The organism is Mycobacterium sp. (assembly GCF_025965855.1).
Lineage (GTDB): Bacteria > Actinomycetota > Actinomycetes > Mycobacteriales > Mycobacteriaceae > Mycobacterium.
The window spans coordinates 1-13,623 of the sequence record NZ_JAOPWB010000267.1; the positions used below are offsets into that span (position 1 = coordinate 1).

Here is a 13,623-nt window from a genome sequence, read left to right on the forward strand (position 1 = left end):
ACGGGCGAATGTATCGAAATTCATCACACATTGACGGCGGCCGGCGAGTCATCGGCTTGGCCGTCAGGACGAGGTGGCGGATCGGCCCGGTTCTGACATGCCGTGCCGGTCATGATGTTCGGGCAGACGCCGACGTGGCTAGCCACCACCGGCCGCTGAACGCGCGCTGCATTCTGGGCCGAGATGGAGCCGTGCACTGGGCACGACCAGCGTCTATTGCGAGCTCGAAGAAGATGCCTCGCGCACGCGATCGGAAGTGCCGGCGCAGGATCCAGTCGGCACAGAAAAGCCAAACTCCTTGTCATACAGGCGGGTTGACGATCACGGTGAGGGCCGCCGCCTGGTCCCGACCCGCTGGTGGCGTTCGGTGTGGCGCCCTGACGTTCCCGCCGGGCGCCTCGCGACATTGGGTTGAGCGCTCTGAGGATTTTCCGTGTTCGCCGGAGGAGGCGTGATGGTGCAGCGACACGATGTCGGGTTCACCGTCGAGGGCGGAGTGACGCTGCGCGGCTGGTTGTTTGTGCCGGACGCTGCCGGTGCCCGGCCGAGCATCACCATGGCGCACGGTTATGCAGGGGTGCGTGAGCACGGGTTGGAGCGGTTCGCCCGGGTGTTTGCCGAGGCGGGGTTCGTGGTGTTGGTGCACGACCATCGCGGTTTTGGGGCCAGCGAAGGTGAGCCGCGCTATGACGTGGACCCGTGGCGCCAGATCGCCGATTGGCGCCGGGCGATCTCCTATCTGGAGAGCCGCCCGGAGGTGGACCCGCACCGGATCGGGTTGTGGGGCACCAGTTACGCCGGTGGGCATGCGATCGTGCTGGGCGCCACCGACCGACGGCTGCGCGCGGTGGTCGCCCAGGTGCCCACGGTCAGCGGCTATCAGCAGAGCCTGCGCCGGGTGCCGCCGGATCAGGTGGCTGCTTTGGAGGCCAGCTTCATCGCCGATGATCGTCGCCAGTTCCGCGGTGAACCGCCGGCCACGCAGGCCGTTGTCAGCGCGGATCCGGGTGTGCCGGCGTCCTACCGTTCGCAAGACGCTATGGCGTTTTACACCCAGCCGGTGCCCGACGGCGTCTGGGACAACGTCGTCACCGTGCGCTCCACCCGCGCCGCGCGTATGTATGAGCCGGGAATGTGGCTTTCGCGGGTGTCGCCGACGCCGCTGCTGATGATCGTGGGACTGAGCGACGCGATCACCCTCGCCGACGTGGCGCTCGGCGCCTACGAGCGGGCCCTGCAGCCCAAGAAACTCGTCACCGTTGTGGGTGGGCATTTCGACCCCTACCTGAAAGGGTTCGACGAGTCCAGCGCGGCCGCGTGCGCCTGGTTCACCGAACACCTCACCTAGCCACGCCCAATCGCCCTGCCCAGGAAAGGAAACGGATATGACCGAGCTGCGCTACGAGGTATTGGTGAACGACGGCGTGCGGCGTCACCGGGCGCAGCGGCTACCCGACGGCAGTCCGATCGTGTCCTCGCCGCTGGCCACCACGCTGATCCTCGGCGACCACGACGCCGTGCTGGTCGACGTGCCGTTCACCCGCGAACAGGTGGCGCGGGTCGGCAACTGGGTCGAAAGCTTCGGCAGGGAGCTGGCCTACATCTACGCCACCCACGGGCACGGCGATCACTGGTTCGGCACCGACCTGCTGCTGCAACGCTTCCCTGGCGCCATCGCCTACGCGACCGAGGGCACGATCGCGATGATGCACAAACAAGCCACCGCAGGCCGCGCCGAGCGCTGGGACGTCGATTTTCCCGGGCTGATTCCCGACAGCCCGGTGGTCTACCGACCGATCCCTCCCGAGGGGTTTGAGCTTGAGCGCCACCGCCTGGTTGCGATCGAGACCGGCCACACGGACACCGACGACACCACTGTGCTGCACGTCCCGTCCATCGGCCTGGTCGTCGCCGGCGACGTCGCCTACAACGGGGTGCACCAGTACCTACTGGAAAGCGCCGGAGGCGGAATTACGGCGTGGCTCAACGCACTTGACCGGGTTGCCGCGTTGCGGCCACGCGCGGTGGTCGCCGGCCATAAGAACAAAGACCTGCCCGACGATCCGGCCATCCTGGAGCAGACCCGCGACTACCTCCTTGACGCGCGGCGGCTGCTCGCCGTCAAACCCAGTCCGCGTGAGTTCTACGACCAGATGATCGAGCGCTACCCAGACCGGCTCAACGTGGGACCAGTCTGGTACGGCGCGTTGGGATTACTGTCGTGAGTCGCCCGGACCCGCCGCGGATTTGCGGAAATCCGTTGAGCGACACGAAGTCACCATCGGTGTGCGATGAGGTGACGCGCTGGTTCTTCGATGGCTACCTTTCCCTCTGGGTCGGGGTAGGAAGCGGCACGATCGCACGGGGGCCGGAGTTCATCCTGGACTACTGGGGTGTACCCCTGCACCGCTGCACGCCGGACGGGAGCGTGTGGCTGCTGGACGGCGCCGGCGTGGTAGGCCTGCTGTCGCGCACTCACAGTCGATTGCGCGCCCAGGGCTACTCCTACACGGCTGTCCCGGACTGCAAGGTCACCATCTATCACCGCGCCGGGGCGGCCATTGAAGTGATCTGGTCGCGCCGTCGTGCCGATGGCAGCGAGATTGAGCGGCTGGCCGTGCATTTCGAGGTTGCCCGAGGATCAGCGGGCTGGCGCATGGTAGGGATTCAGACAGCGCCGACGAGCGCCAACACGCTGAATGCGGCGTGGGGCCGGGCGACGTGAACGGGTCGGCGGTGTCCGGCCGGCTGGTGTTCATTCCGGGCTTCTTGGACAACGCGGGGCTGTGGCGGGGCGTCATCGACCGGTTGGGCCTGCCGGGCTGGGTGTCGGTGCGGGTGAACCTGCGCGGCACCGGCCGCGCCGAGCCGGGCCGTCGGGGCGCCACGCTGGAGGCCTACCGCGATCAGGTGCTCGCCCTGCTTGATCTTTTTGACCGCACGTCGGCATGTCCGGTGGTCGTGGTCGGGCACAGCATGGGCGCACAGGTCGCCGAGCTGGTGGCCGGATGCCGCCCGCACAGCTGTGTCGGGCTCGCGCTGGTCACACCAATCCCGTTGCGGGGTTTTCCGTTATCGGCCGAGCAGGCGGCGGCCTTCGACAAGGCGGCGCGCAGCAGAGATCCGGCTGTGGCCACGGCCGGCCGCGAGGCGTTATTGGTGTCGGAGTCGCCCCACGTGCTCGACGCACTGGTGCGGTCCACCTTGGCAACCCCGCCGCAGACCGCGCTGGAAGCCGTGCGCGCATGGACCTCGGGCCATCCACTGGGCATCAGACCCTCCATCGTTACCGCTCCGACGCTGCTGATCACCACCGACGACACGTTCGCTTCCCGCGACCTCGTCCGCGACGCCGTCGCCAGCAGATTCCGGCACGCGGAAACGGCCTACGTGCCGAATGCGGGGCACTGGCCGCATGTCGAGCAACCTGGCGGTGGCGGCCATCCTGACCCCCGTTTTGTCCGCGCCATCACACGTAGTGAATTGGAGGCCAAACGATGAAAGCGATACAGTTCGCCGACCACGGCGAGCCCAAAGACGTTCTGGAAGTGACGGATCGGCCGCTGCCCGAGCCCGGCGAGGACCACGTGCGCGTGCGGGTTCTACTCAGCCCGATCAATCCATCAGACCTGCTGTATGTGCGCGGACACTACTCAGGGGTGACTCCCACCTTTCCGGCCTCCGCCGGTTTCGAAGGCGTGGGCGTCGTTGACGCTCTCGGGCCGGGCGTGCAGGAACTCAGGGCGGGCCAGCGCGTCTTCGCCCGAAACTCCCAGGGCGGCAACTGGGCCGACTATGCCGTCATTCCCGCAGCGCAGGCGTTCCCAGCTCCGGAAGGCATCCCCGACGAGCAGGTGGCGTCCTTCCTCATCAACCCGGCCAGCGCGATCCTGATGGTGCGCCACGTCCTGCGGGTGCCACGCGGGGAGTGGTTGTTGCAGTCGGCGGCGAGCTCCGAGCTGGGGCGCATGATCATCAGGCTGGCCCAACGCGACGACATCCGGACCCTCAACGTGGTCCGCAGAAGGGAAGCGGCCGCCGGACTGGAAGCGCTTGGCGCCGATGCGGTGATCGTCTCGACCGACGCACCGATCGACGAGCAGGTCCACGAAACCGTTGGGCCGCAAGGAGTCCGGTACGCCATCGACCCCGTTGCCGGCCAGACCGGAACCGAGATCTTCCGGTCGCTACACCCCGACGGCCGAATGCTGGTCTACGGGTCTCTCACCGGCGAGCCGATCCTCGTCGGAGAAGACCCGCGGTTCACCCTGTCGGGCCGGCGCACCCTCGAGGTGTACTGGCTCGGCTACTGGCTACCACGCCTCGATGACAGCGACTTCTATCCCAGCGGCACCCCCGCCATAGCCCAGCTCTTCGATGAAATCGCCGACCTCATGCGGGAAGGCGTTCTCGCGACCTCCCCCGGCACGAAGTATCCGCTCACTGAGATCCATGCGGCCGTGACCGAGGCCGAGTCTGTGGCACGCAGCGGCAAGGTGTTCCTAGCTCCCAGCCAGTCTCCGTAAGCCGCCCGACTGGCTACTCCCACTGTCCACAGGCCGATCCCAGCGCCGGCCGGATTCGGCCACTCCCAGCGAAGCGATCAGCTGCTCTCACCACAGGCCATGGGCGAGTTCCTGATTCGGATCGCCGACGCATTCGAACTCGCCAGCCCGCGCGTGATCGCGCCCGACATTGGCACCGGAGCCGCGTTGTACGCGGCGGCGTTGTATCCAGGCCGGTTGCGCAGCCTGATCACGGTCAGCCAAGTGCGCGCCGTAGGAGGGCTTCGGAGGCCGACAGGTAGCGATCGATGTAGGCGCTGTCGAGGCCTTGAGTCGGCAGGATCGGTTGGGCTTTGTGGCCGAACATGAGCCCGGTTTTGCCTTCGAGTTCCGGTGCGAACAGCAGTGGCACCATCCGTTTGGCGTAGGTCTCAGGGGATTGCATGAAGATGCCCACAGCGGTCTCGACGAGTTTGTGAGTGATGCTGCCGTCACCCAAGAGGTTGCTTCGGATGCCGGTCTTGATGAGGTAGGGGCCCAACCCGAAGAACGCCGGACCGGGGAACCAGTTCTCCGCTCCGAGTACCAGGATCTCGTTACCGGCGAGTGTGTTGCCGTGCGCCACCATGGATCGGTAGTTCTTCTCTGAGTTGAGGTCGTCGGGGTTTCCGATCTCACCCGTCCCCGGGGACCCCATGACGAAAACCCGTGGCCTGGGTGCACCGGCGTCGCGTGCTGATCCGAGTCTGGGGCTCAGACCCTGAAGGACCGCGAGACGGCTCAGGTAGCTGATCGCCACATCGCGTTCGACATGTTCACGCGTCTCTTCGCGGGTCTTCGCGGCGATGATTCCGGTGGTGAACAGCATAAGGTCGAAGGATTCCGCCGGGAGTTCGCGGCCTACGCGGACGGCCTCTCGCATCGAGGACAGATCGGCTGAAACGAACGTCAGCCGGGCAGCGGGGTCGTCGCGGAATGTTCGCCCGACCACGGTGACCTCAGCACCGCGCGCCAAGGCTTGCTGAGCGATGGCTCGTCCGAGGCCGTTAGTCCCACCGACGACAGCCAATCTTTTTGACGAGAGGTCGAGTCGCTGGATCGGAACCGGCCGGATGGTCACACTTCGATCCGGAACCCCTTTGATGGAAGTCTTTGGCTTCCTGAAGCTTTGGGGATCGCTAACAGCGCAGCTCTTTGATGCGTTCACTGGTATTTCCTTTCTGATGTGTGTTTGTAGTGGTCCGATGTGTGTTTGTGCTGGTGTGTCACTTGACGAATTCGCCAGCGTCGACGGGGAGGCTGACGCCGGTGATGTAGCGAGCGTCGTCGGAGTCGAGGAACACCACGGCGTTGGCGATGTCCACCGACTCGACCCAGGGGATGGGAAGCGCGTTGAGCGCCTTGAATACCGGTGCGATTTCCTGGCGGTGATGTCGCCGGGGCGGTCGGGCAGCAGCTGGCCGTCCTGGGGCGACGAGGGGGCCTACTGCTGGGCCGCCGTAGCTACTGGCTCGGCATGAGCAGGTGCGGCACCGCTCAGCAGCGCTGCGTCGACTCGCCATAGTGTGATGCTAGACCAATCATTTGTGGTATACAAATGATCTATGCCATACATAAGGCTTGCATGTCCCATATCGTTGGTCGGTTTGCGCTATCCTCGTCCTGATGGATGACGCCGCGATGGACCAACTTCCCATCGTTTTGCCGCAGCCACGGGGGCATTCGGGACCGCTGCTGGAGCTGGTTGCACGGCGAATCCGCGCCGAGGCGGAATCTGAGGTCGAGAACTTCGACCTGCGCCCTCGCCACGTCATAGCGCTAACGCTTCTAGACCTCGTGGGAGAGCAGAGCCAGTCCGACCTTGCCGAGGCACTGCGAGTCGACCGAACCAATCTGGTCGGCCTGCTCAACGACCTCGAAACCGCGCACCTCATCGAGCGCCGACGCTCCCCACAAGACCGCCGCCGCCACACGGTGAGCCTCACGTCGGCAGGAATGCGCCGACTGGCCGAGGTGCAAAACGCACTCGCTGCCGCAGAACAACGGGTGCTCTCTGCCCTCGACGCCGAGCAGCAAGCCACCCTCCACGCACTGCTCCAGCAGGTCACCGCGAACACGGCCGAGTGCAGCGAGCAGTCGCAAACCCGCCGCAGGGCAGAGCGCGCCGACGCGAAATTGGGATAACCCTCACGTGGCGGATCCACGACCGCTCGGACTGTCCACACAGCGGATACGAGCGTGAGCTCAACCAACGACGCTCGTAGGCATGTGGTCACCGATTGAGCACCACCACCCGCAGCGCCATGGTGGGGAGCACACGAACGCGCTGCTAGGCCGCGACTGACCCCTCGCACTGTCCACCGGCGGATACGAGCGTGGCCTGAGCGAATGACACTTGTCGGGATGGAGTGGATCGCGGCCAAATAGGAAGGGTTTGGACATGACCGCACGACCCCCGTTCCCGCCCTTTGACGTGCACACCGCGTCGCAGAAGGTGCAGGGGGCCGAAGATGCCTGGAACACCTGCGATCCCGAACGGGTCGCGCTGGCGTATACCGAGGATTCGTTATGGCGCAACCGAGATCAGTTCGTCATCGGCCGCGCAGAGGTCGTGGAGTTTTTGCGCCAGAAGTGGAAGCGCGAGCTGGACTATGCCCTGCGAAAGGAACTGTGGGCCTTCGGGGAAAACCACATTGCGGTGCGCTTCCAGTACGAGTGCCACGACGGCGATGGGCAATGGTGGCGCAGTTACGGCAACGAATTGTGGGAGTTCGGCGACGATGGGCTGATGCGCCGCCGCGAGGCAAGCATCAACGACCTCCCAATCAGCGAGAGCGATCGCCGGATTCACGGCCCTCGCCCGGCCGCCGAACGTGGCCTGCCGCTGCCGGTCCAGTGAGCAGGGAGGGCGTCGACGGAGGGACCATGGCTTTGCAGGTCCTCATCGACGGTGTCGCGCGTTCCCAACAACACGTCGTGCCTACAGGGGCGCGCCTGTTCGCTCACCTGGCGATGAGACTGCCAGGCGATCACTGCTGGAGTTGCTTGCCGAGGAAGACCCGGTCAAAACCAATTGAGGAGAACGCATGTCGGAGACGGTGATTGAGCATGTTCTGCGTCGTCTGAAAGAGATCGGAGTCGACGCGATCTTCGGTGTCCCTGGGGACTTCGCGTTCAGCGTTCAAGATGCGATCGTCAACCACCCCTGGATCGAATGGATCGGCTGCTGCAATGAACTGAACGCAGGCTACGCGGCGGACGGCTATGCGCGCCTGCGCGGCGTTGGTGCATTGAGCACCACCTATGGGGTCGGCGAACTCAGTGCGATCAACGCTATCAGCGGCTCCTACGCAGAGAACCTTCCGGTCTTCCACCTCACCGGGATGCCCACCATGCCGGTGCAGTCGGCACGTTCGCTGGTCCATCACACTTTGGGCAACGGCGAATTCGATCTGTTCCGATATATGGCCGAGCCGGTGGTATGCGCGAGCGCCATCCTGACACCGCAGAACGTCGCTTACGAGACGAACCGGTTGATCGCAGCTGCCTTCTACCATCGGCGACCGGTTTACCTGGCTTTTCCATCGGACCTCGCGACCCAACCTGTCATAGGCCGTGCCCACGCCCTCGATCCACCGTCGACCGACCCAACCAGCCTCGCCGCCGCGCTGGACGCAATCGTCAACGCGCTCAACGCGGTACGCACCGCCTGCGTCCTGCCCGGAATGCTGGCCGCCCGCGTCGGTGTCCGGGATGTCCTCCAGGAATTCGTTGACGCAGCGGGGCTCCCGTTCGCGACGATGTTCGCCGACAAGTCGGTCCTCGACGAACAGCATCCGTCATACATCGGGATGTACGACGGCAGGCTGATGGACGAGGGCGTCCGGGCTTTTGTCGAATCCTGCGACCAGGTCGTCTGTGTAGGCACGATGATGACCGACTTGAACTCGGGCGCCTTCACCGCCAGCCTCGAACCGGCCCGTACCATCGACATCGGTCAGCACCGCACCCGAGTGGGATCCCAGGTGTTCTCGAACATCGAAATGCGCGACATGCTTTCCGAATTGCGCGGGCGGGTGATCAACCGAAGCAGGACCAGCTCACTGCGCGCCGGCTCACTGGGTCAGATTGTCGGAGACGACGATGACCCGATCAGCGCTGATGCGCTCTACCCGCGCTGGGAGAAGTTCTTCCGGCCGGGCGACACCATCATCGCCGAAACAGGTACCACATCCATGGGTTTGGCGTTTGCGCATCTGCCGCGCGGCGCCACGTTTCACAATCAGACCCTCTGGGGATCCATCGGATGGGCAACTCCCGCCTCCTTCGGTGCCGCAGTGGCAAACCCGCAAGGCCGTGTGGTACTCGTAACCGGTGAGGGATCCCACCAGCTCACCGTTCAAGAGATCACCCAGTTCGGGCGCCGCGGTCTCAAGCCGATCATCTTTGTGCTCAACAACAACGGATACCTCATTGAACGGCTGCTCTGTCGGGACCCGGACATCTCCTACAACGATGTCGCCTCCTGGAACTACGCAGACATTCCCCGCGCACTGGGCTGCGTGGACTGGTACACCGCCCGGGTAACCACCTGCGCCGAACTGGATCACGCGATGAAGATCGCCGGCAGCGGTGACACCGCCGCCTACATCGAGGTCATCACAGACACCTACGCGGCCCCACCTCTCGCGCGAAGACTTCACGAGAGCCAGCGGACACTGTATGGCGCGTAACCGCTTGCCCTCGTTACCCATACCCCGTTCTGGGCCCTGTCGGTGCGCTGCCCAACGGCTGTCAGTTGACCGCACCGCGAGGAGATCCGAATGAAGATCGTCGCCTACACCGATGATGCCGGCCGTCCGGCGATCGGAGTCCGCCTCGAAGAGGGCGTGCTGCCAACCGGCCATACCGACCTAGCGGCACTGATCAAAGCTGGACCGCGGGAACTGGATCGGTTGCGCCACGCCAGTGAAAGCCCACACCAGTTGGTTTCCCCGACGCGACTGAGGGCTCCGATCTCGCCGACATCCACGCTTCTGCTCGCCGGCGGCAACTACGCCGACCACCTCGCCGAAACCGGGCTACATCCCACCGAGCCGGTGTTCTTTTCCAAACTTCGCTCAGCGGTGATCGGTCCCGACGAACCCATCAGAATCCCCACCCCCGAGTCGCACACCGACTGGGAAGCCGAACTGTCCATCATCATCAGCAAGCCCGCGTATCGGGTGCCTGCCGAGCGTGCCCATGAATACATCTTCGGTTACACGATGATCAACGACGTAAGCGCTCGCGACGTCATGGACCGCGAACCGTTGCAGATCACGCTGTGTAAATGCCCCGACACCTTCTGCCCCCTCGGACCGCACATCGTGACCGCGGACGAAGTGCCCGATCCCAACTCCCACCCGCTGGAGATCAGCACTCGGGTCAACGGCGTCTATAAGCAACGCACTACCACTGACACCATGATCTATTCCATCCCAACGCTTCTCGAGTTCCTCACTCAGACCGTCACACTGCAGCCGGGCGACCTGATGAGTAGCGGCACCGCCGGCGGGACCGGTGTGGGACGGACCCCGCAAGAGTTCCTGCACCCGGGGGACACCGTCACGGTCGGAGTGAGCGGGATCGGATACCTCAGCAATCCAGTCGAGGCGGGATGGCCACAGCGCACGTCACGCCACTGACGAGCGAGACGAACATGGAAAGGGAATAGCTCGTCTACTCCTCGACTGTGAAACGTTGGTGTTCGTAAAGCACGTCCGCACGGCGTCATCGGCTCGCCTGGCCTGGCCCAAGGTGCGGATCGGATCGAGGGCGCCCGATGCATCTCGCCCGTGCACGTGCGCTTCACCGCCCGCTCAGTATGCTGGCTTGATGAGCGGGCAGACCCCCCCGGTTTTGCCGATCTTGTTCAGCGCCAACACCGACGCCGGTTAGATGGCCGTGGTTTTCCCTCGTCGTGCAGGCGTCGCGGAGCTGCAGGGCCGGCGAAGCGAATGTCAGGTGCTTGACCGGCTGATCAAGGCTGTCCGGGCGGGTGAAAGCCGGGTACTGGTGGTGCGCGGCGAAGTCGGTGTGGGCAAGACCGCGCTGTTGGATTACCTGGCCGGTCATGCGTCGGGCTGTGTGGTGGCGCGTGCGGCTGGTGTGCAGTCCGAGATGGAACTCGCGTTCGCCGGCGTACATCAGCTGTGCGCGCCGATGCTGCATCACCTCGAACGGCTCCCGGTTCCTCAACGCGATGCGCTGCGCACCGCGTTGGGTATCAGTTCGGGTGCGGCGCCCGATCGATTCCTGGTGGGGCTGGCGGTGCTGGGCCTGCTCGCGGAGGCCGCTGAGCAGCAGCCGCTGATCTGCGTGGTGGACGACGAGCAGTGGCTCGATCGCGCGTCCGTGCAAGTCCTGACGTTCGTGGCCCGGCGCCTGCAGGCTGAATCGGTCGGTTTGGTGTTGGCTGCGCGCCAGCCCAGCAACGACCTGGCGGGACTGCCGGAGCTGGTACTCGGGGGTCTTGGCGAGGACGATGCGCGCACCTTGCTGGATTCGGTGCTTCCCGGACCACTTGACGCGGCGGTGCGCGACCGCATCCTCGCCGAGACGCGCGGTAACCCGTTGGCACTGTTGGAGCTGCCGCGTGGGTTGACGTTGGCGGAACTGGCGGGCGGGTTCTTCGGCCGCTCGCTGCCGCTGACGGGACGCATCGAGCAGGCGTTTCGGCGGCGGCTGGCGGCACTTCCGGCCGAGACCCGGCGGCTGATGCTGGTGGCCGCGGCCGAGCCGGTCGGCGACCCTCTGCTGGTGTGGCGTGCCGCCGAACAGCTCGGGATCGAGACGCAGGCGGCAATCCCGGCGGCCGAGGCCGGGCTGCTGGAAGTCGGATCCCGGGTGCTGTTCCATCACCCGTTAGTGCGATCGGCGGTCTACCGCTCGGCGCCGCTTGAGCAGAGACAGGCCGTGCATCGCGCTCTGGCGGAGGCCACCGATCCGCAGCTGGATCCCGACCGCCGCGCCTGGCACCGCGCGCAGGCCTCGCCCGGCCCCGATGACGACGTCGCCGCGGAGCTGGAACTCTCAGCCGGCCGGGCACAGGCCCGCGGTGGGTTGGCCGCCGCGGCCGCGTTTCTGGAACGCGCGGCGATGCTGACGCGCGACCCTGACCGTCGTACCCAACGGCTGCTCGCCGCGGCCAAGACGAGGCGTGACGCCGGCGCGTTCGACGCGGCACTGGGACTGTTGGTGGCGGTCGAGGCTGCGCCACTTGACCCGCTGCAGGCCATCGAGCTGCAGCGCCTGCGCGGACAGATCGCCATGATGCAGCGCCGCGAACCCGACGCGGTTCGACTGCTCCTGAGCGCAGCCAAACGTCTTGAACCGCTTGACGCCGACTTGGCACGCGAAACCCACCTAGAGGCACTCGGCGCCGCGATGTGGGCGGCCGGTCTCGGCAGTGGCGGCGTCTTGACCGAGGTCGCTGAGGCCGCCCGCGCGGTGCCGGCGGGTCCCGGACCAGCGCGTGCGGTCGACGTCTTGCTCGAAGGGTTGGCGCAGCGCTGGACGCAGGGATATGCGGCGGCCGCGCCGACACTTGCCCGAGCTGTCGAGCTGTTTCTGGATCTTGACGTCCCGGCCGACGCAGTCGGTCGTTGGCTGTGGCTGCTTTGCGCAGGCACCAGCGCCGAGGTCGCGCTCGATCTGTGGGACGCCGAATCCGCGCAGGCCCTGGCCGCTCGGACGGCACGATTCGCCCGCGACGCCGGCGCGCTCGGGTCGTTGCAGCATGCGCTCAACGCTCTCGCCAGGACCCACCTTCTGGCCGGCGAGCTGACCACGGCCGAGTTGATGATCGACGAAGATCGCTTGATCGCCGAGGTCACCGGCAATCCCCCAACGGGGTACGCCGAAATGATGCTCGCGGCCTGGCGTGGGCAGCAGACGCAGGCCTCCGAGCTGATCGAGTCCACCGTGCGGGAGCCGCCCACCCGCGATCTGAGCTCAATCGTCGCCGTGGCGACCTACGCACGCTCGGTACTCGACAATGGCCTCGGTCGCCATGCCGCCGCCCGCGACGCCGCCCAGCGGGTATTTGAGCTCGATCAGCTCGGTGGCGGCCCGTTCGCCGTGCCGGAGCTGGCCGAGGCGGCGTCTCGCACCGGTGACACCGCGCTGGTCGCGGCCGCGCTGGAGTGGCTGTCGGAACACACGGCGGTGACGCCGACGGACTGGGCGCTGGGCATCGAAGCCCGTGTCCGCGCCCTGCTCAGCGAGGGCGAAGCCGCCGACAGGCTCTACCGCGACTCGATCGAGCACCTGGGCCGCACCCGCGCCCGCGCGCAGCTGGCCCGCGCTCATCTGCTCTACGGCGAATGGCTACGGCGCGAACGCCGCCGCCTCGATGCGCGCGCACAGCTGCGCATTGCCCACGACATGCTCGACACGATGGGCATCGAAGCGTTCGCCGAGCGGGCCCGGCGCGAACTGGCGGCCACCGGGGAAACCGCCCGTAAACGCACGGTCGAAACCAGCGTCCAACTGACCGCCCAAGAGGCCCTCATCGCGCGGCTGGCCCGCGATGGGCTCTCCAACCCCGAGATCGGCGCCCGGCTATTCATCAGTCCGCGCACCGTCAAATACCACCTGAGCAAAGTCTTCAACAAGCTCGACATCACATCACGCAACGAGCTTGACCGCGTCTTACCTCGCGACCCGAGCACCGGCCGCCCGCACTAGGCCGCGCCCCGGAACCCCTCGCTGCGGTGGTGGTGGTAATCATGCAGCCTGGCCGACAGCACGAGCCCGTGGCGATCTCTTGCGACTTTATTCGAACCGCACCTCGCTGAAATCTATTGCGACCATCAGCATTTCCATGATCGGCCGACGATCGGGACCCCGCGTGTAGGCGCGCCGCTTGGTTGGCAGACTTATGCCGTTCGCCACCACATAATCCGAAGTCAGTTGCGCCGCTTGAAAACCGCCTGCGATATTCACGCAATAGTCATGGCGGCGCAGCCTCAAATCCTCGCCGAAGAAAAAATCCTGAATGAGGTTGTGCGTCTCGATCGAACCAGGAAAGTAAGCGCGCAACACGCGCCACGTCTCTGTGCCTTCCCGCCAGCCC

At 65.7% G+C, this 13,623-nt stretch carries 11 protein-coding genes and 2 pseudogenes; 10 read left to right on the top strand and 3 right to left on the bottom strand.

Going from position 1 to position 13,623, the window contains the following annotated elements:
• Positions 1-433 precede the first annotated feature (433 nt).
• The 5 genes from JWP83_RS22555 to JWP83_RS22575 are packed head-to-tail and all read left to right on the top strand — an operon-like array spanning position 434 to position 4,526.
• Positions 434-1,348 carry an alpha/beta fold hydrolase gene (locus JWP83_RS22555; RefSeq protein ID WP_297735058.1) on the top strand — a complete coding sequence of 305 codons (915 nt, stop codon included), beginning with the start codon at positions 434-436 and terminating at the stop codon, positions 1,346-1,348.
• Positions 1,349-1,385: 37 nt separating this feature from the next.
• Positions 1,386-2,225: an MBL fold metallo-hydrolase gene (locus tag JWP83_RS22560; protein ID WP_297735062.1), complete on the top strand. Its 840-nt coding sequence runs from the start codon at positions 1,386-1,388 to the stop codon at positions 2,223-2,225.
• A 35-nt stretch (positions 2,226-2,260) separates the two neighbouring features.
• On the top strand, positions 2,261-2,725 hold the full coding sequence (locus JWP83_RS22565; protein ID WP_297735065.1) for a hypothetical protein: 465 nt from the start codon (positions 2,261-2,263) through the stop codon (positions 2,723-2,725).
• Positions 2,707-3,501 carry an alpha/beta fold hydrolase gene (locus tag JWP83_RS22570; protein ID WP_297735068.1) on the top strand — a complete coding sequence of 265 codons (795 nt, stop codon included), beginning with the start codon at positions 2,707-2,709 and terminating at the stop codon, positions 3,499-3,501. Before JWP83_RS22565 ends, JWP83_RS22570 begins: the two co-directional genes overlap by 19 nt.
• Complete coding sequence (locus JWP83_RS22575; RefSeq protein ID WP_297735071.1) at positions 3,498-4,526, top strand: zinc-dependent alcohol dehydrogenase family protein; 1,029 nt, start codon at positions 3,498-3,500, stop codon at positions 4,524-4,526. Before JWP83_RS22570 ends, JWP83_RS22575 begins: the two co-directional genes overlap by 4 nt.
• A 235-nt stretch (positions 4,527-4,761) precedes the next feature.
• Here the strand turns inward: JWP83_RS22575 and JWP83_RS22580 are convergent, their stop codons facing one another.
• Together JWP83_RS22580 and JWP83_RS22585 are read right to left on the bottom strand one after the other, a co-directional pair.
• Complete coding sequence (locus JWP83_RS22580) at positions 4,762-5,496, bottom strand: SDR family NAD(P)-dependent oxidoreductase (RefSeq protein WP_297735074.1); 735 nt, start codon at positions 5,494-5,496, stop codon at positions 4,762-4,764.
• A 274-nt stretch (positions 5,497-5,770) separates the two neighbouring features.
• Positions 5,771-5,911: pseudogene (locus JWP83_RS22585) on the bottom strand (SDR family oxidoreductase); the annotation flags it as partial.
• 259 nt (positions 5,912-6,170) lie between these two features.
• Here JWP83_RS22585 and JWP83_RS22590 point away from each other — a divergent pair.
• From JWP83_RS22590 to JWP83_RS22610, 5 genes are all read left to right on the top strand, one after another.
• Positions 6,171-6,689: a MarR family winged helix-turn-helix transcriptional regulator gene (locus JWP83_RS22590; protein WP_297735077.1), complete on the top strand. Its 519-nt coding sequence runs from the start codon at positions 6,171-6,173 to the stop codon at positions 6,687-6,689.
• 256 nt (positions 6,690-6,945) lie between these two features.
• On the top strand, positions 6,946-7,404 hold the full coding sequence (locus JWP83_RS22595) for a nuclear transport factor 2 family protein (protein WP_297735080.1): 459 nt from the start codon (positions 6,946-6,948) through the stop codon (positions 7,402-7,404).
• Positions 7,405-7,591: 187 nt separating this feature from the next.
• Entirely contained in the window at positions 7,592-9,238 is a 1,647-nt protein-coding gene (locus JWP83_RS22600) for a thiamine pyrophosphate-binding protein (RefSeq protein WP_297735085.1), read from the top strand.
• A gap of 90 nt (positions 9,239-9,328) precedes the next feature.
• Positions 9,329-10,192 carry a fumarylacetoacetate hydrolase family protein gene (locus tag JWP83_RS22605; RefSeq protein ID WP_297735088.1) on the top strand — a complete coding sequence of 288 codons (864 nt, stop codon included), beginning with the start codon at positions 9,329-9,331 and terminating at the stop codon, positions 10,190-10,192.
• 253 nt (positions 10,193-10,445) lie between these two features.
• On the top strand, positions 10,446-13,235 hold the full coding sequence (locus JWP83_RS22610) for a LuxR family transcriptional regulator (protein ID WP_297735091.1): 2,790 nt from the start codon (positions 10,446-10,448) through the stop codon (positions 13,233-13,235).
• A gap of 87 nt (positions 13,236-13,322) precedes the next feature.
• Here JWP83_RS22610 and JWP83_RS22615 read toward each other — a convergent pair.
• Positions 13,323-13,623, bottom strand: a pseudogene (locus JWP83_RS22615) (hypothetical protein); the annotation flags it as partial.

What these genes read in the sequence shown, in the direction of transcription:
- JWP83_RS22600 (WP_297735085.1), top strand. Translation starts at nt 7,592, where the DNA reads ATGTCGGAGACGGTGATTGAGCATGTTCTGCGTCGTCTGAAAGAGATC.
- JWP83_RS22605 (WP_297735088.1), top strand. Translation starts at nt 9,329, where the DNA reads ATGAAGATCGTCGCCTACACCGATGATGCCGGCCGTCCGGCGATCGGA.
- JWP83_RS22590 (WP_297735077.1), top strand. Translation starts at nt 6,171, where the DNA reads ATGGATGACGCCGCGATGGACCAACTTCCCATCGTTTTGCCGCAGCCA.
- JWP83_RS22610 (WP_297735091.1), top strand. Translation starts at nt 10,446, where the DNA reads ATGGCCGTGGTTTTCCCTCGTCGTGCAGGCGTCGCGGAGCTGCAGGGC.
- JWP83_RS22575 (WP_297735071.1), top strand. Translation starts at nt 3,498, where the DNA reads ATGAAAGCGATACAGTTCGCCGACCACGGCGAGCCCAAAGACGTTCTG.
- JWP83_RS22595 (WP_297735080.1), top strand. Translation starts at nt 6,946, where the DNA reads ATGACCGCACGACCCCCGTTCCCGCCCTTTGACGTGCACACCGCGTCG.
- JWP83_RS22560 (WP_297735062.1), top strand. Translation starts at nt 1,386, where the DNA reads ATGACCGAGCTGCGCTACGAGGTATTGGTGAACGACGGCGTGCGGCGT.